Source organism: Xanthomarina spongicola (assembly GCF_003148645.1).
In the GTDB taxonomy this organism is placed as follows: domain Bacteria; phylum Bacteroidota; class Bacteroidia; order Flavobacteriales; family Flavobacteriaceae; genus Xanthomarina; species Xanthomarina spongicola.
This window is the reverse complement of sequence record NZ_QGGP01000001.1, coordinates 25,003-42,805: the sequence shown is the minus strand read 5'-3', so window position 1 is coordinate 42,805 and position 17,803 is coordinate 25,003. Positions and strand designations below refer to the sequence as shown.

Below are 17,803 nucleotides of genomic sequence, written 5' to 3'. Positions count from 1 at the left end.
AATAACAGAATAATGTAAAAAGGAGTTGTTTGCGCATCTTATTTTGTGTTAAATGTTAATATTTATAAAAATTATTAGAGTAATTATCAGCATAATATGTGTAGACATATAAATAAGCTTCTTATTTTTGCAACATGATAGAAGATAAAAATCAAAACAAAACACCATTAAGTGAATTGGGTGAGTTTGGACTAATAGACCATTTAACTAAAGGTTTTAAAATTAAGCATGCATCAACTATAAAAGGAATTGGAGATGATGCAGCTGTTTTAGACTTTAAAAATGAACAAATAGTAGTTACTACAGACATGTTAGTTGAAGGTGTTCATTTTGACTTAAGCTATATGCCTTTAAAGCATTTAGGCTATAAAGCTATGGTTGTAAATCTATCTGATGTTTATGCAATGAATGCTCAAGCATCTCAAATTACAGTTTCAATTGCTGTTTCTAATAGGTTTCCTTTAGAAGCTTTAGAGGCACTTTATTCGGGAATTGAAACTGCTGCTAATATGTATGATGTAGATGTGGTTGGAGGAGATACAACTACTTCTACGGCTGGATTAATTATTTCTATTACAGCTATTGGTTATGTAAATTCTAAAGAAGTAATTTATAGAGATGGTGCAAAACCAGACGATTTGTTAGTTGTTACTGGAGATCTTGGCGCAGCTTATATGGGATTACAAGTATTAGAAAGAGAGAAAGAAGTGTTTAAAGTCAATCCACAAAATCAACCGGATTTAGAAAGTTACACTTATATTATTGAGAGACAATTAAAACCAGAAGCAAGAAAGGACATTGTTAAGTTGTTAAAAGATTTAGATGTTAAGCCAACATCTATGATTGATATTAGTGATGGATTATCTTCTGAAATTATGCATTTATGTAAACACAGTAATGTTGGTTGTGATTTGTATGAAAATAAAATTCCTTTAGATCCTCAGGTTATTTCTACTTGTGAAGAATTTAATATAGATAGTACAACAGTTGCTCTTAATGGTGGAGAAGATTACGAATTACTTTTTACAGTTTCTCAAGAAGACTTTACAAAAATTAAAGCCAATCCAAATTTTTCAATAATAGGATTTATGAAAGAGAAAAGTGCTGGAATGCATTTAATAACAAGAGCAGAAACAAGTATTCCTTTAAAAGCCCAAGGCTGGAATTCGTTTAACAGTTAGTTAATTGACTAACAAATGTTTTGTTTTTTAAATACACCATTCGTCTGTTATAAAAATCTTCTAATAATCTATTTATTTCTCTATATTTTGGTGTTAACTCAGTAAGATTGCCATTGCTATTTGTAGTCAATTGCTTTTTACAACACTTACAAGTGTATTCTTTAACATGGGAAGTTACTTTTTTTGAAACTTCATAGTTATGCCCAAAGAGATCGCAATAAATCTTAAGAGCATTCTGGTTGCTAGTAGTATTGTTCATTTTAGTAGGATTTGGAAGTACTAACTTAAACAAAAAAGCAATATAACAGACAAAATACACTTAATTTTCGATGAAACGCATTATATTGTAAGTTAATTCTTGCGTATTTTCAATGTGTGACATATGTCCATCAGAAAAAACTATAATTTCAACATCAGAATTAAGTAGTTGTTTTTTTATGGATTCAGGTTCAATAACAGGATCTTTAATTCCTATTATTATTGATTTTTTAATGGGAAGATTTATAAACAAATTCGCCCTATTTTTTCTAATTTTCATACCTTCATTACATGCCACATATCCTTGCAAAGAGGTGTTTAATGCTTGTTTAAGAGCATTATCTAATTCTTTTCGATAAGTTACTTTACTTTCATTACTAAATAAATTAGTAAAAGACATTCTAACCATGTTTTCAAAATTAGACTTAACCATTTTGTTAGCTCTTGTTCTTAAAAGCTTTCTTTCGTTATCATCTGCTTCAAAAGTGGAATTCATTAAACAGATTCCATTTAATGCTTTAGGATTTTTTTCAGCAAAAGCTAAGGCTACATAACCTCCCATTGAGTGACCTATGATTATAGACTTTTCGATTTTCAAATAATTTAAAACAGCTTCGACTGCTTCTGCCATTAATTCCATGCTGTGTACATAACCTAAGCAACCTGTCTTTCCATGTCCTAATAAATCTATTGTAATAGCTTTGTTATGCTTTGTTATTTCTGGAATAAGCGTATTCCACATACTACTATTTTCAAGAAATCCATGAAGTAAAACAACGGCATCTCCACTACCTTGAACATTATAAAAAATCTGAATCCCTTTGTAATCTAAAATCATATTTAACTTATCTTGTGCAAAGATAAAAAGACTAAAAGGTTTATGAATAAAACAAAGGAAGTTCTTATAACATCGTTTGCGCTTTTCTCATTATTTTTTGGAGCAGGGAATTTAATTCTTCCACCATTTCTAGGTTATACTTCTGGAAATGATTGGTTTATTGTAACAATTGGTTTTGCAATTACTGCTGTTTTAATTCCAATTTTAGGGATATTGGCTCATGCAAAACTTCAAGGAACCATGTTTGATTTTGGTAAGAAAGTATCTCCTTTGTTTAGTTCTATATACTGTTTTCTAGTTTATTTAATTGCAATTTCATTACCAGCTCCAAGAACAGCATCTGTTACTCACGAAATTGCAATTGCTCCTTTTTTCAACAATAGTACTTTATTAACAAGTACTATTTATTTTGCTTTAGTGTTTGTGTTTGTAATAAACCGTTCTAAAATAATTGATTTAATAGGTAAGTTTTTAACACCATTAATTGGTATCATATTAATTTCAATAATATTTATAGGATTAATTACTTCACCAGTTGCTGTTAGTCATACTTTTTTAGAGGCGCCTATAGTGAATGGAATTTTAGAAGGTTATCAAACTTTTGATGCTATTGGAGCTGTTGTTGTTGGTGCAGTAATTGTTATTTCTTTAAATTTAAAAGGGAATAATACTTATTATGACAGAAAGGAATTAATATCAAAATCTGGTTGGATTGCAGGTGCAGGATTATTGGTAATTTATGCAGGATTAATTTTGTGTGGCTCATTATTCCAATCAGAATTTTCTGAAGATGCTACTAGAATAGAGGTTTTAACAGGGTTAAGCAATTTTACATTAGGTCACTTTGGTACATTGTTACTTAGCGTTTTAGTCGCTTTAGCATGTTTCACTACAGCTGTAGGAATTGTTGTAGGAACTTGTGATTATGTGAAAGTGTTATTCAATAACTCTCAAATTGCATATATAATTACTGCAATACTTAGTTGTATTATTGGAGTGCTTGTAGGTAGTTATAATGTTGGTTTTATTATAGAAATTGCATTGCCAGCACTCATGTTTATTTACCCAATAACCATAGTTTTAATACTCTTAAATGTAATACCAGAAAAATATGCTTCTAATTTAGTGTTTAGAGTTGTAGTGCTTATTACTTTTATATTTAGTATTCCAGACTTTTTAAAGTTCTTAATTCCTGAAGAGAAAATTCAATCAATAATAGATATTATCCCTTTAGCCAATTACAGTTTAGGTTGGTTAATTCCGGCGTTTATTTCTTTTATTTTTGTTAATTTTTATGCATTCAATATGAAAAAGAATATTTGAACCTCTGAGTGTTAATGAAAAGAATAAGAGAGTTGTAAATTTATTCCATAATCGTTTGTAGAGGCAGCATCAGAAGGTGGTTTACTATCGTAAGTGTAGTAAAATTTTAAACCAACTTTAAAATTATCACTTAAAAGATTGATTTTAGGGTTTAAATTAAAAACAGCTCTATGTCTTCCAGAATCTGTAAAATATGGTAAATAGCTAATATCAGTATCCACCCATAATTTAGGTGCTTTATATTTATAAACTTTCCAAACCATTTGAAATAATCCAGCCAAATCATTTTGTTCTGTAATATTCCCATAGGGAATTTCGTGTGTAACATTTAAACCAGCTCCTGCATAAAGTCGGTTCCAATTATTATAAGACAAATCTTTAATTCCCATTAAATTCAATGCCCATCTTTCTTTAATACCTAACTCGGAGTTTTGACTAAATCCTGTAGATACTTGGCTAGACCATCCATTTTTTAATAAGCGTTGCCAAGCTAAAGAAATATCAGCTTTCCTAGAACCTAAGGTGTCTGATTGATAGGTGTTGTTTTGATCCCAAGCTAATTCAAAATAAGCTTTCTTTTTCCTGTAATTCATATTTCCAGAAAATGAAAGTGTTGCTATATCACTACCTTTAGTATAGTTTAATCCTAGACTAAAATTACCACTTAATTTTAACCAAAAGCTATTTTTTATTGGATAGATTTCTACAATATCGCTTATATTAACTAGGATTTTGTTTTTTTTAGTTACTATATAAACTGTTCTAAAAGTATCGGATGCTTCTAATGAGCCAAAATAGACAGCATCATTTTTTAACTTAATCTCAAATTGTTTTTTAGAAATTATAGTATTTACTTTTATCTCTTCAAGACTTATAGTTCCCATACCATCCATTTTCCATGTAACAACTCCATAGGCTAGGTTTTTTAAGTCACCTGTTAAAGTATTCTTATTAACGTGATAAATTGTATCTGTTTTTTGAGCCATTACACTTTTAAAAGGAATGACTAAAAACATAAAAAAGAGAAATGTATTAAGTGTGTTTTTATTCAAGTTTTGAATTTTTATAAGAGTAAATTTAGTTTTAAGTTTTGATTATTAGGAGTAAAAATATAAAAACCTCATGAGTTTTTAGCTTATGAGGTTTTTAATTCATTATAAAATTTAATACTAGTTCATTAGGTCTTCAATTTCTTCAACTTCAATAGGAATGTTTTTCATTAAATTTATTGGTTCTCCTTTCTTTTGAATCACTACATCATCTTCTAGTCGAACTCCAAGACCTTCAGCAGGAATATAAATTCCAGGCTCAACAGTAAAAACCATATTGGCTTGCATTGGTTCGGTTAAAATTCCATAATCATGCGTATCTAATCCCATATGATGAGATGTTCCATGCATAAAGTATTTTTTATAAGCTGGCCAATCTGGATTTTCGTTCTTAACATCAGCTTTGTCAAGTAATTTTAAGCCTAATAATTCTGAAGTCATAAGTTTCCCTACTTCTACATGGTAATCTGCCCAAATAGTACCTGGTACTAGTAATTTTGTTGCATCATTTTTCACACGATTTACAGCATTGTAAACCTCTTTCTGACGCTTAGTAAACTTTCCAGAAACAGGAATAGTTCTAGACATATCACTAGAATAATTTGCATATTCTGCTCCAGCGTCTATAAGTATTAAATCTCCAGCTTTACATTGTTGATTGTTTTCAATATAATGTAACACATTGGCATTATTTCCAGATGCAATAATAGGCGTGTAGGAGAATTTTTTTGAACGATTTCTTAAAAACTCATGTATAAACTCAGCTTCAATCTCGTATTCCCAAACATTAGGTTTCACAAAATTTAAAACGCGTCTAAAACCCTTTTCAGTAATATCACAAGCTTGTTGAATTAAGTCTAATTCTATTGGGTCTTTTACAGAGCGTAAACGTTGTAATATAGGATTGCTTTTAGCAACACTATGAGCAGGATATTTTTCTAATAACCATTTTGTAAAACGGTCTTCTCTGGTTTCTGTCTCTACATTTGCTCGGTAATGCTCGTTGGTATTAATGTAAACCGTTTCAGCTTGAGTCATTAATTCAAACATCACTTTTTCAAGGTCTTGTAGCCAATATACAGTCTTAATTCCAGAAGTTAATAAAGCAGCTTCTTTAGTTAATTTTTCGCCTTCCCAAACAGCAATATGATCGTTCGTTTCTTTTAAAAATAATATTTCTTTATGACTCTCTTTAGGGCAATCTGGAAATAAAACTAATACACTTTCTTCTTGGTCCACACCACTTAAATAGAAAATATCGCGATGTTGTTCAAAAGGCATTGTGCTATCTGCACTTATAGGATAAATATCGTTCGAATTAAAAACAGCTAAGCTATTAGATTTCATTTTAGCTGTAAAATTTCTACGGTTTTTTATAAAGAGTTTGTTGTTTATTAAATTGTATTTCATAAAAAATTTATTTTTTCATTTCCTTCAAGACGGAAATTTCATTAATTATTTTATCAAAAATACGTATTTACTTTTGGCAAATAAAAAAGGCGCTTCACTTTATTATATATTTAACGAAGTCAAAGAGGTTTTTTTTCTTTTAGATCATTAAATTATGAGTTACTAATTGTGTTTCTGTTTAAAATCATTCTAAATACTTATATTAAAGTGCTTCGCTTTTGTCTAAAACTGATTGGAAGCGTATATTTGTTTGATATAAATTAAACTTCAACAATGAGCGGAATTTTGAATTCTTCGATTGGAAGAAAATTTGCCATGGCACTTTCGGCATTCTTCCTAATGATTTTTTTACTACAACATTTTGTAATTAACTTAACCTCAATTATAAGTGCTGACACTTTTAATGAGATCTCACACTTTATGGGAACTTTTTGGTTGATACAATATGTAATACAACCTATTTTAATTTTTGGTGTTATTTTTCACTTTATCATGGGTTTTGTATTAGAAATTAAAAACAAAAAAGCACGAAATGTTAAATATGCTAAAAATAATGGTGCTGCTAATTCTAGTTGGATGAGTAGAAACATGATTTATAGTGGGCTTTTTATTTTTATCTTTTTAATTATTCACTTTATAGATTTCTGGATTCCGGAAATTAATACAAAATATATTATAGGTGACATGTCTGGAATGCATAATGGAGAGTTTAGATATTTCCACGAATTGCAAGAAAAATTCATTCCAATCTGGCGTGTGGCTTTATATTGTGTAGGTTTTGTGTTTTTAGCACTTCATTTATTACATGGTTTTAATTCTGCTTTCCAATCTGTTGGAGCAAATAACAAATACACAAAAGGATTAAAAGGTTTTGGAAAGGCTTATGCTATTCTTATTCCATTAGGATTTATCGTTATTGCGTTAGTTCATCATTTTAATCACTAAAAAATATCTAATATGGCTTTAGATTCTAAAATACCAAAAGGTCCAATTGCAGACAAATGGACAAATTATAAAAATCATATCAACCTAGTAAATCCTGCAAACAAGCGTAACATAGATGTTATTGTTGTTGGAACAGGTTTAGCTGGTGGTTCTGCAGCTGCTACTTTAGCAGAACTAGGTTATAATGTAAAAGCATTTTGTTTTCAAGATTCTCCAAGACGTGCGCATTCTATTGCAGCACAAGGAGGAATTAATGCAGCAAAAAATTATCAAGGTGATGGTGACTCTACTTACAGATTGTTTTATGATACTGTAAAAGGTGGAGATTACCGTTCTCGTGAAGCAAATGTGTATCGTCTAGCTGAAGTTTCAGCAAATATTATCGACCAATGCGTGGCTCAAGGAGTTCCTTTTGCTCGTGAATATGGTGGCTTATTAGATAACCGATCGTTTGGTGGTGTTTTGGTTTCCAGAACATTTTATGCTGCTGGACAAACAGGTCAACAATTATTATTAGGCGCTTATTCTGCCATGAACCGTCAAATAGGTCGTGGTAAAATTAAAATGTATAACCGTCACGAAATGTTAGATGTGGTTGTTGTAAACGGAAAAGCTCGTGGTATTATTACACGTAACTTAATTACTGGTGAAATTGAAAGACATTCAGCTCATGCTGTTGTTCTTGGAACAGGTGGTTATGGAAATGTGTTTTTCCTTTCTACAAATGCTATGGGAAGTAACGTAACTGCAGCTTGGAAAGCACACAAACGTGGTGCTTATTTTGCAAATCCATGTTACACGCAAATACATCCAACTTGCATACCTGTTTCTGGAGATCATCAGTCTAAACTAACATTGATGTCGGAATCTTTAAGAAACGATGGACGTATCTGGGTTCCAAAACACATGAAAGATGTTGAGGCTATTCGAAACAGAACACTAATGCCAAAAGATTTAAAAGAAGAAGACAGAGATTATTATTTAGAGCGTCGTTATCCAGCTTTTGGAAACTTGGTACCTCGTGATGTAGCTTCTCGTGCTGCTAAAGAACGTTGTGATGCAGGTTTTGGAGTTAATGCAACAGGTGAAGCTGTATTTTTAGATTTTGCTTCTGCCATTCAACGTTATGGAAAAGAGCAAGCAACCGTTAGACATTTAGATGTTAATGATGCAGATTTAGTGAAGAAATTAGGACAAGAAGTAGTTAAAAATAAATATGGAAACTTATTCCAGATGTACGAAAAAATTGTAGATCAAGATCCATATAATACTCCAATGATGATATATCCTGCAGTGCATTATACCATGGGAGGAATTTGGGTAGATTACAATTTAATGACAACCGTTCCTGGTTTATACTGTATTGGTGAAGCCAATTTTTCAGACCATGGAGCAAACAGACTTGGAGCTTCGGCTTTAATGCAAGGTTTGGCAGATGGTTATTTTGTATTGCCTTACACGATAGGAGACTATCTTGCTGATGATATTAGAACTGGAAAAATTCCAACAGACTCTAAAGAATTTGATGAAGCTGAAAAAAATGTGAGAGATCAAATCAACCATTTAATCAATAATAAAGGGACACATTCTGTAGACCATTTCCATAAAAAACTTGGTAAAATCATGTGGAATAAAGTTGGAATGGCTAGAAATGTTCAAGGTTTAACTGAAGCGATTCAGGAAATAAAAGAACTTCGTGCTGAATTCTGGAAAGATGTGAAAGTGCCAGGAACGAATGATGAATATAATGATGAACTTGCAAAAGCAGGTCGTGTAGCAGATTACCTTGAATTAGGAGAATTATTTGCTAAAGATGCATTACACAGAGAAGAATCTTGTGGAGGACATTTTAGAGAAGATGCCGTTGAATTAGATGGCGAACAAAAAGGAGAAGCAAAACGAGATGATGAACATTTTGCTTATGTAGCAGCTTGGGAATATAAAGGAGAACCAAGTGATGCTGTGCTTCATAAAGAAGAATTAGAATTTAAAGATATTGAGTTAAAACAACGTTCGTATAAGTAAATTAGCGAAGAGGAATTAGCGAAGAGGATTAGTGACTAGTATAAAATCATACAAAGAGTTATTGGTTTGGCAAAAAGCCATGGCACTTGTAACGCTGATTTATAATCTCACTAAAACATTTCCTGAAGATGAAAGATTTGGTTTAACAAGTCAAATGAGAAGATGTTCTGTGTCTATTCCTTCAAATATTGCTGAAGGTTGGGGAAGATTATCACGAAAAAATTATATTCAATTCTTAAGAATTTCAAGAGGTTCTTTATATGAATTGGAAACACAAATATTAATAACAAAGCAGTTAAACTATATAAATGATAGCGAAAAAGTAGAAAGCTTAATAATAGAGATTAGCAAAATGTTAAACTCATTAATAAGAAAACTTGAAGAGAAAGAGTAATACTCTTCGCATTTCGCTAATCACTAAATACTAAAATAGTTATGAATTTAACGTTAAAAATATGGCGTCAAAAAAACGCTAACGATAAAGGAGGTTTAGTTGATTATAAAGTCAGCGATGTCTCTCCAGATATGTCTTTCCTTGAAATGCTAGACGTATTAAATGAAGACTTAATTAATAAGGATGAGGAGCCAGTAGCTTTCGATCACGATTGTCGTGAAGGAATCTGTGGTATGTGTTCACTTTATATTAATGGTGAGGCTCATGGTCCAGACAGAGGGATTACTACCTGTCAGTTGCACATGCGTATGTTTAAAGATGGAGATACTATTTATATCGAACCATTTAGAGCAGCAGCTTTTCCAGTAATTAAAGATTTGATTGTTGATAGAACATCTATGGATAGAATTCAACATGCTGGAGGTTTTATATCGGTAAACACCTCTGGAAATACTATTGATGCAAATGCCATTCCAATTAATAAACATGATGCTGATACAGCTTTCGATTCTGCTACATGTATTGGATGTGGAGCTTGTGTAGCGAGTTGTAAAAACTCATCAGCCATGTTATTTGTTTCAGCTAAAGTATCTCAGTTTGCATTATTGCCTCAAGGAAAAATTGAAGCTACAGATCGTGTGTTAAACATGGTAAAACAAATGGACGAAGAGGGTTTTGGTAACTGTACCAATACTGGAGCTTGCGAGGTGGAATGTCCAAAAGGAATTTCACTTGAAAATATTGCTCGAATGAATAGAGAGTATTTAAAAGCAAGTTTAAAAGGATAACAAATTCTTGCGAAAGCAGGAATTTCATAAATCAATTTCAATAATTAAATCCCAAGCTAAGTCTTGGGATTTTTGTTTCTTTACAGTTCAAATTTAGTTATGAAAAATCCGAGTACATTTTATAAAAAGCAACTTGAAAAACATCAACAAAACTTAAAGAAATTCAATAAGAAGTTGATTGGAATGAGTAGTTTAAGATTGTTAGTGTTTTTAATAACTGCAGCAGGAATTTATGTTACTTTCAATATTTGGCAAGTAGCTTTGGGTATTGGAATTATTGGAGTCGCGTTATTCATTTTTCTATTGTCAAAATATACAGACGTTAAGCGTTTACGAAATGTTAGTAAGGCATTAGTATTAATTAATGAAGAAGAGATTAAGATTGCTTCAGGAGATTTTCATCATAGAGATACAGGAGAGAAATTTCTAGATCCACATCATTTTTACAGTTTGGATATTGATTTATTTGGAAGAGGTTCTTTCTTTCAATTTATAAATAGAACAGCCATAAATGAAGGTGCAGAAACTTTAGCCAAAGCTTTAACTGCAAATACTATTGAAGAAATTGAATTAAAGCAAAATGCCATTAAAGAACTATCTAAAAATCCAGAATGGAGACAACAATTTTCTGCATTTGCTACTTTAATAGAAGCAGAAACGCCAGCTTTAAAAATTATAGATTGGTTAAATAATCACAACTCTTTTCTGCCAAAATTTATGTTATGGATACCACGAGTGTTTTCTTTAGCTTCAATAATAATTATAACACTTGGTATGTTTAAAATTGTCGATTTAGGCTTTGTTGGCTATTGGTTGCTTCTAGGTTTAATTATTACAGGCTTGTATTTAAAAAAGATTAATGTTCTAGCAAGTAATACAGACAAAGTAAGAGATACCTTCAGGCAATATGCTTTACTTCTTAAACAGATTGAGAACGAAACATTCTTTTCAGAATTATTAAAAAATAAGCAAGCATATATTCAGCAAGAGCATAAAAAAGCCTCAGAAATATTTTCTCAATTTTCAAAATATCTAGACGCTTTAGATAACAGAAATAATATGATTTCGGCCATTTTTGGGAATGGATTTTTTCTTTCAGATTTAAAAAATGCTTACAATATTGAACAGTGGATTTCTAAATACAAAACAACTGTTGACCATTGGTTTGAAGTAGTTTCATTTTTCGATGCCTACAACACTTTAGGAAATTATGCCTTTAATCATCCAGAATATGTTTTTCCAGAAATTGTAAATAATAAAACAGTTATTGAAGCTAAAAATTTAGGGCATCCATTATTAGACAAGAACAAACGAGTTGATAGTAATTTAGAAATCCATAATCAGGAATTTTTTATTGTCACAGGAGCTAATATGGCTGGAAAAAGCACGTTTTTAAGAACCGTTTCTCTGCATATTGTTATGGCAAATTCTGGATTACCAGTTTGCGCAAAATCTAGTAAATATGCTCCAGTAAAATTAATTACAAGTATGCGTACTAGCGATTCTTTAACAGACGATAGTTCATATTTCTTTTCTGAATTAACCAGACTGAAGTTTATAGTCGATGAAATTGCTAAAGAGCCTTACTTTATCATTTTAGACGAAATTTTAAAAGGCACTAACTCTACAGACAAAGCTATTGGTTCACGTAAGTTTGTTGAAAAATTAGTTGCTGGAAATGCCACCGGAATCATTGCCACTCACGATTTAAGTTTATGTGAAATTTCCAAAGAGTTAGACGAAGTTAAAAACTATTATTTCGATGCTCAAATTATTAACGACGAACTCTTCTTCGATTACAAATTTAAAGATGGTATTTGCCAAAATATGAATGCAAGCTTTTTGTTGAAGAAGATGGAGATTGTTTAAAACCTTTTAGGTATAGCAATTGATACTGATAATAAAATAAAAATTTTATTTTAAAAAGAATATTTAAAAATGAAAAAAGCTTTATACCTACTATTATTTCTTTCTTTTTACTCTTTTAGTCAAAATGAACCAGAAAATCCAAAAAAAGACGTTGACAAAAACAAAGGTTATTTTAACATTACTAAGGTTAGCTTTTCAGTTATAACAAAGTTAAAAAAGGATATTTTTATTGAAGGAGAAGGTGGTTTTTTCTCTGATTTGGATACAGGAGGAGCTCATGCTTGGGGTATTCAAACCATAAACGGTTATTTTATTTCGCCTCATTTTTCTCTAGGAATAGGAATTGGACTTGATGGTTATCATGAACCTGATTTTAATACCTTGCCTGTTGTTCTTGATATTAGAACATACATTTCAGACGATGAAAATTCTATTTATGTATATTTAGATGTTGGTCCCAATATAAGACTTGGAGGAGATAGTTCTGAATTTAGAAAAGGAATGGCTTTGAATCTAGGATTTGGATATAAATTTAATGTTGGAGAAAATTTATTTCTCGTTTCAGACATATTCTATTCTCATAAAACAGTTAGTTTAACAAATGAAGGTATTCGCACTTCTGATTATGTAATTAAAGCAAATGGAACTGGTTTAAGTTTAGGGTTTATATTTTAACTTTTTATTTTACTACAATTAGTTCTCGATAAATTTTTAGGTTTTATTTAAAACCAAAAAATCACTCGAATTGACGAAAGGTTAACAAAGTCACTTCGAGTGATTTGCGAAGAATGAGAAAATTGTATCGAGAAGTTATTTGGCGTCACCCTTTATCTTTTCAATCATCTCAACAGCATTTTTATCATCTGGCTTTAAACTTAATACTTTGTAATAATTTTTTAGAGCTTCTGCGTTATTTTCAGATTTATAATAAGCTTCACCTAGGCTATCGTACACATTGTATTTATATGGAAAGATCTTCGTGTTTAAATCGAAAACATATAAAGCTTTATCAAGTTGATTAGAACGTAATAAAGAGTATCCAAAAGTGTTTAGCTCTCTACTTCCTTTTACAAATTCTGCTAGTCGAGGCACAAGAGTGGATTCTTCTAACTTTAAACTATCCAATGTTTTTTCTTGTAACAAATAGTTTAAATAATTAGCAGCCATATAATTAGGTGAATACTTATTATCTGTAACAATTTTAAGCATATCGCGTTCTAAAGTTTCATTAGGATGTTCAACAATTCGGTTGACTTCTTTTCCATTTTTGTAAAATATAAAAGTTGGAACTCTATGAATATTCAAACCTTTTTCTTCATGATTGGGAGCTTGTTTATAGGCATCATCTGTATTATCCACAGCAATAACTTCTAACTGACTTTCTGGAAATTTTGTTGCATCTAAAATGCTGTAAAATTGAGGCACTTCTTTCTTACTATCACCACACCATGTGCCTAAAAACACTTTAATGGTATATTGATTTAGGGAATCCTTAAGTTTTTTAATAATTTTATCATTCACTAAGTAATCATCATAATTTGGGTCAAACCACGTATTAAAAGGTGCTGTTTCCAATCCTATCTTATTAATAATTCCTAATAGTTTTTCTTTGCCTTCATCATCTTTTATAACATTATTTATAGTTTGCGAGTATGCAGATTGAGAGCTAATTAAAATGGTTAAAAAAAGTAATATTCGTTTCATGATTGTTCTGTTTCCTTCAAAAATATTATGATTGTAGATTGATAACTAATAATCTGTATTTTCAACATCTTTAGATACACCAATGGAGTATTTTAAGGTATAAATGGTTGTTTGTTGCTTTAATATTGACTTTTGTACATTTAGTTTGATGAAATAAATAATTCTATTTACTTTCAACAAAAGATAATTCAACTTGAAACCTTTAAAGAAACATACGTCACAAATTCTAGTACATATCCTGTTTTGGATGCTATTTGTATTTGTGTCATTATTTGTGTTTTCTCAATACTATTGGCGAGAAAATCCATTTTTACAATATGTATCTATTTTGGTAGTTATTGTCTATGTTAACAATTTTTTACTGCTTCCTTTTTTTATAAAAAAACGACTTTACATTTTGTATGTTTTTGTGTTTGCAGCTATTTCATTTTTTGCTACACAATTGTATTGTAATGTTTTTGCACAATGTGGCTGTTCTATTATGAAATGTCTTAGTGACTATTTGTGGCAAACGTTGGTACCATTAATATTCTTTTCTTTTATATGGATGCTTTATCGTTTTTTAGATAAGCAAGATGAAGTAGAACAAGTAAAGCAGGAACATCTTGAAATGGAATTGAAGTTCTTGAAATCGCAAATCAACCCTCATGTATTATTCAATAATTTGAATACTATTTATTCGTATGCATTGGAAAAGCCAAATGAAACTCCAGAGCTTATTTTAAGGTTATCAGATAATTTAAAACATGTGTTATATGAAAGTAATGCTGAAACTATTTCATTAGAAAAAGAAATACAGTTTATTGATAATTATATAAAATTTCAGGAGTTACGAACCGAAGGAGTAAAGACAATTACTTACACAAAAAATATAAAGTCATTCAATTATAAAATTGCGCCACTTCTTTTAATCACCATTATTGAAAATGCTTTTAAACACAGCATTATGAATAGCAATATTAAAATAGCAATAAATGAAGATAATGGTGTTCTGGAATGTATTTGTGAGAATGAATACAATAGAAATGAAACTAATCTTGAATCCTTTAAAATAGGTTTGCAAAATTTAGAAAAACGCTTACAATTAATTTATAAAGATAAATACGAATATAAAATTGAAAAGAACGATATTTTTAAAGTGTATTTAAAATTGGAATTACTATGAATTGTATAATTATAGAAGATGAAATTCCTGCTCAAAAAATTCTAAAGAACTACCTTGAGAAGCTTCCTAATTTTGAATTAAAAGGTGTTTTTAAAGCAGCCATTGAAGCGAATGGTTTTTTAAATGAGCAATCTGTAGATGTGGTTTTTTTAGATATTAATCTCCCTGATATTTCTGGAATTGACTTTATTAAAACCATTAAAAATCCACCTGCTATAATAATGACAACAGCTTATCCAGATTATGCAGTATGTAGTTTTGAATTGGATACTATTGTAGATTATTTAGTAAAACCTTTTTCCTTCGATCGCTTTTTAAAAGCTATAAATAAAGTTAAAGAGCGTGCTGAAAAACCAGAAAAGAAATTAAAAGTAGAAGGTGAAGAATTCTTCTTTTTAAACGTAGATAAAACACTTCATAAAATTGAAACGAATAGTATACTTTATATAGAATCAAGTAGAAATTACATTACAGTAATTACAGACAAGAAAAAATTATCTTATATCGACTCTTTAAAAAATTGGTCTGAAAAATTACCAAAAAACCAATTTATACAAGTGCATAAATCGTTTATAATAAACAGAGTATTTGTCGAAAAAATTTCAGGTAATGAGATTTATGTAAAGGGAACTCGGATTCCAATTGGTAGAACCTATAAACAAGAATTATTAAAGCAATTAAATATTAAATAAAAACCTCATTGTAATTATACAATGAGGTTTTTATTTATAATTAAGAATGTTAATTATTTCTTAGGATGAACCAATTTCATTTCGTCAATTAAGTGTTTTGCTCCAGCGTATTTATCTACAATAAATAGCACATAGCGTAAATCGACCATAATATTTCTACAAATTTCAGGATCGTAGTTCATATCACTCATAGTTCCTTCCCAAACTCTATCGAAATTCAGACCAACTAAATTACCATGAGCATCAATAGCAGGACTTCCAGAATTTCCTCCAGTTGTATGGTTTGTACCTAAAAAGCATACTGGTACTTTTCCATTAGTATCTGCATATTGTCCGTAATCTTTAGCTTCATATAAGTCAATGAGTTTTTGTGGCACATCAAATTCATAATCTCCAGGAACATATTTTTCAATAACACCATCTAAATAACTTACTGGCATATAGTAAACGGCATCTTTAGGAGAATAACCTCTAACTTGACCATAAGTAACACGTAATGTGCTGTTGGCATCTGGAAAATATCTAGCATCAGGTAAAGCTATCATTAGTGCTGTCATATATTCTGTTTCTAAGGCAGTAATCAATTCGTTTTCTACCTGAAATTCTGGATTAATAACATTATAAAAATTATCAATCATTGGTTTTGCATAAGCATAAGCTGCATCGTTATTTAAGTTTTTAAGCACTTCTTCAGCAGAACCATCAAATAATTTTAAAGCAGCATCTAAATTTACAAAAGCCGTTTTATCATAAATAGTTGCATCCACATTATCTGTATAAAAAGGCATCACATTAACAAAAACTCCTTTATCTACTTTTGCGTTATAATTTTTATGAACACCTGTTAATGTAGATTCTATTGATTCTTTTGCTTTATCGAATGCTTCTGGATTTTGTGTAACAGCTTGCTCAAATTGATTTGCTCTAAAAGTCATATTCATTAATTCATTAGTAACAATAAAGACTTCAATAAAACTTCTTCGTTTTATATTAATGTCTGCAAATTTTTCATATAAAACATCAAATTGAGGGAGGATATTTCCATACTTTTCTTCCAAGCCTTTTTCTTTTAATGCTTTTGTAAAAGTGGCTTCAAAAGCACGTCTTTCTTCAACAGCATTACTTTTTTCAATACCTAAATTTTCGCCAATCCATTTTTTCCAAGCATTCGCAATTCTTGCTTGTTTAGAAGCATACTTAATTCTAATATCATCGCTAGCTTTCATGTTTTTATCGATTACTTCTAAAGCAGCCTCACGAATGGCAATATTACTTGGGTTGTATTCTTTAGTAATATGCTCTATTGCAACAGCTGGCAAATATTCATCAGTTGTTCCAGGGAAACCAAAAACCATAGTAAAATCTCCTTCTTCAACACCATCTAAAGAAATTGGTAAAAAATGCTTTGGTTTGTATGGTACATTGTCTGTACTGTATTCTGCTGGACGATTATCTTTATCTGCATAAATTCTAAACATAGAAAAATCTCCAGTATGCCTTGGAAAAACCCAATTGTCTGTATCAGACCCAAATTTCCCAATACTTGATGGTGGAGCACCAACCAAACGAATATCATTAAAGCGTTCTGTAACAAATAAAAAGTATTGATTGCCTTTATAAAACGATTTGATTTTAGTGTCTTGCCAAGCTTCTTTTTTCACTTCAGCTTCAAAAGCATTTGAGTTTTTAGAAATGGTAGACTGTTTTTCTTTTTCAGTCATTTCTTCAGTAACACCATTTAAAACTTGAGTTGTTACATCTTCAATTCTAACAATAAATTCTATAAATAATCCTGGATTTGGAAGTTCTTCTTCTAAACTCATAGCCCAGAAACCATCTTTTAAATAATCGTTTTCTAAAGAAGAATGCGATTGAATCTGACTATAACCACAATGATGATTGGTAAGAATTAATCCTTTAGGAGAAATAACTTCACTTGTACAACCACCATTAAAATGCCCAATAGCATCTTTTAAACTAGAGTTGTTTACATCGTAAATATCTTTGGCTGTAAGTTTGCTTCCAAGATCTGTCATTTCTTGTTCGTTCATGCCTTCTAATAACGAAGGAATCCACATGCCACCTTGTTGAGCAGACACTTGAAGCGTAATAAAAAGTAATAGAATTTTAATGAATTTCATAATGAGATAATTTAGAATCCT

Annotated in this window: 16 protein-coding genes; 10 read left to right on the top strand and 6 right to left on the bottom strand. The window is 30.5% G+C overall.

What is annotated here, in order from left to right; translation table 11 throughout:
• Nucleotides 1-134: 134 nt before the first annotated feature.
• A complete protein-coding gene (gene thiL / locus LX78_RS00165; protein ID WP_109680627.1) occupies nt 135-1,181 on the top strand; it encodes a thiamine-phosphate kinase in 1,047 nt (348 codons plus the stop codon).
• Here thiL and LX78_RS00160 read toward each other — a convergent pair.
• On the bottom strand, nt 1,171-1,440 hold the full coding sequence (locus LX78_RS00160; protein WP_109680626.1) for a hypothetical protein: 270 nt from the start codon (nt 1,438-1,440) through the stop codon (nt 1,171-1,173). The genes thiL and LX78_RS00160 overlap by 11 nt on opposite strands.
• Nucleotides 1,441-1,500: 60 nt before the next feature.
• On the bottom strand, nt 1,501-2,277 hold the full coding sequence (locus LX78_RS00155; protein WP_109680625.1) for an alpha/beta hydrolase: 777 nt from the start codon (nt 2,275-2,277) through the stop codon (nt 1,501-1,503).
• Between the two features lie 42 nt (nt 2,278-2,319).
• Here LX78_RS00155 and brnQ point away from each other — a divergent pair, with 42 nt between their 5' ends.
• Nucleotides 2,320-3,600, top strand: coding sequence for a branched-chain amino acid transport system II carrier protein (gene brnQ / locus LX78_RS00150; protein WP_109680624.1), 1,281 nt, complete (start codon nt 2,320-2,322; stop codon nt 3,598-3,600).
• 11 nt (nt 3,601-3,611) lie between these two features.
• Here the strand turns inward: brnQ and LX78_RS00145 are convergent, their stop codons facing one another.
• On the bottom strand, nt 3,612-4,652 hold the full coding sequence (locus LX78_RS00145; RefSeq protein WP_146192532.1) for a DUF481 domain-containing protein: 1,041 nt from the start codon (nt 4,650-4,652) through the stop codon (nt 3,612-3,614).
• A 117-nt stretch (nt 4,653-4,769) separates the two neighbouring features.
• Entirely contained in the window at nt 4,770-6,059 is a 1,290-nt protein-coding gene (locus tag LX78_RS00140; protein WP_109680622.1) for an aminopeptidase P family protein, read from the bottom strand.
• Nucleotides 6,060-6,332: 273 nt separating this feature from the next.
• Between LX78_RS00140 and LX78_RS00135 the strand changes: the two genes are divergently transcribed.
• From LX78_RS00135 to LX78_RS00110, 6 genes are all read left to right on the top strand, one after another.
• Nucleotides 6,333-7,004 (top strand): succinate dehydrogenase cytochrome b subunit, encoded by a 672-nt coding sequence (locus tag LX78_RS00135; RefSeq protein ID WP_109680621.1) that lies wholly within the window; start codon nt 6,333-6,335, stop codon nt 7,002-7,004.
• 12 nt (nt 7,005-7,016) lie between these two features.
• On the top strand, nt 7,017-9,029 hold the full coding sequence (locus LX78_RS00130; RefSeq protein WP_109680620.1) for a fumarate reductase/succinate dehydrogenase flavoprotein subunit: 2,013 nt from the start codon (nt 7,017-7,019) through the stop codon (nt 9,027-9,029).
• Between the two features lie 31 nt (nt 9,030-9,060).
• A complete protein-coding gene (locus tag LX78_RS00125; RefSeq protein WP_109680619.1) occupies nt 9,061-9,423 on the top strand; it encodes a four helix bundle protein in 363 nt (120 codons plus the stop codon).
• 41 nt (nt 9,424-9,464) lie between these two features.
• Nucleotides 9,465-10,211 carry a succinate dehydrogenase/fumarate reductase iron-sulfur subunit gene (locus LX78_RS00120; RefSeq protein ID WP_109680618.1) on the top strand — a complete coding sequence of 249 codons (747 nt, stop codon included), beginning with the start codon at nt 9,465-9,467 and terminating at the stop codon, nt 10,209-10,211.
• Nucleotides 10,212-10,310: 99 nt separating this feature from the next.
• A complete protein-coding gene (locus LX78_RS00115; RefSeq protein WP_109680617.1) occupies nt 10,311-12,080 on the top strand; it encodes a MutS-related protein in 1,770 nt (589 codons plus the stop codon).
• A gap of 69 nt (nt 12,081-12,149) precedes the next feature.
• Entirely contained in the window at nt 12,150-12,755 is a 606-nt protein-coding gene (locus LX78_RS00110) for a hypothetical protein (protein ID WP_109680616.1), read from the top strand.
• Between the two features lie 135 nt (nt 12,756-12,890).
• Here the strand turns inward: LX78_RS00110 and LX78_RS00105 are convergent, their stop codons facing one another.
• Entirely contained in the window at nt 12,891-13,784 is an 894-nt protein-coding gene (locus LX78_RS00105; protein ID WP_109680615.1) for a thioredoxin family protein, read from the bottom strand.
• 193 nt (nt 13,785-13,977) lie between these two features.
• On the opposite strand from LX78_RS00105, the gene LX78_RS00100 reads away from it, so the two are divergent.
• Together LX78_RS00100 and LX78_RS00095 are read left to right on the top strand one after the other, a co-directional pair.
• The gene (locus LX78_RS00100) at nt 13,978-14,949 is read left to right on the top strand and encodes a sensor histidine kinase (protein WP_245881449.1); all 972 of its coding nucleotides are present in this window, start codon (nt 13,978-13,980) and stop codon (nt 14,947-14,949) included.
• The gene (locus LX78_RS00095) at nt 14,946-15,641 is read left to right on the top strand and encodes a LytR/AlgR family response regulator transcription factor (protein WP_109680613.1); all 696 of its coding nucleotides are present in this window, start codon (nt 14,946-14,948) and stop codon (nt 15,639-15,641) included. Before LX78_RS00100 ends, LX78_RS00095 begins: the two co-directional genes overlap by 4 nt.
• Before the next feature lie 53 nt (nt 15,642-15,694).
• Here LX78_RS00095 and LX78_RS00090 read toward each other — a convergent pair whose 3' ends face one another.
• Entirely contained in the window at nt 15,695-17,782 is a 2,088-nt protein-coding gene (locus LX78_RS00090) for a S46 family peptidase (protein WP_109680612.1), read from the bottom strand.
• Between the last annotated feature and the right edge of the window lie 21 nt (nt 17,783-17,803).

Coding starts and splice junctions, on each gene's coding strand:
- thiL (WP_109680627.1), top strand. CDS start 135: ATGATAGAAGATAAAAATCAAAACAAAACACCATTAAGTGAATTGGGT.
- LX78_RS00160 (WP_109680626.1), bottom strand. CDS start 1,440: ATGAACAATACTACTAGCAACCAGAATGCTCTTAAGATTTATTGCGAT.
- LX78_RS00155 (WP_109680625.1), bottom strand. CDS start 2,277: ATGATTTTAGATTACAAAGGGATTCAGATTTTTTATAATGTTCAAGGT.
- brnQ (WP_109680624.1), top strand. CDS start 2,320: ATGAATAAAACAAAGGAAGTTCTTATAACATCGTTTGCGCTTTTCTCA.
- LX78_RS00140 (WP_109680622.1), bottom strand. CDS start 6,059: ATGAAATACAATTTAATAAACAACAAACTCTTTATAAAAAACCGTAGA.
- LX78_RS00135 (WP_109680621.1), top strand. CDS start 6,333: ATGAGCGGAATTTTGAATTCTTCGATTGGAAGAAAATTTGCCATGGCA.
- LX78_RS00130 (WP_109680620.1), top strand. CDS start 7,017: ATGGCTTTAGATTCTAAAATACCAAAAGGTCCAATTGCAGACAAATGG.
- LX78_RS00120 (WP_109680618.1), top strand. CDS start 9,465: ATGAATTTAACGTTAAAAATATGGCGTCAAAAAAACGCTAACGATAAA.
- LX78_RS00115 (WP_109680617.1), top strand. CDS start 10,311: ATGAAAAATCCGAGTACATTTTATAAAAAGCAACTTGAAAAACATCAA.
- LX78_RS00110 (WP_109680616.1), top strand. CDS start 12,150: ATGAAAAAAGCTTTATACCTACTATTATTTCTTTCTTTTTACTCTTTT.
- LX78_RS00105 (WP_109680615.1), bottom strand. CDS start 13,784: ATGAAACGAATATTACTTTTTTTAACCATTTTAATTAGCTCTCAATCT.
- LX78_RS00095 (WP_109680613.1), top strand. CDS start 14,946: ATGAATTGTATAATTATAGAAGATGAAATTCCTGCTCAAAAAATTCTA.
- LX78_RS00090 (WP_109680612.1), bottom strand. CDS start 17,782: ATGAAATTCATTAAAATTCTATTACTTTTTATTACGCTTCAAGTGTCT.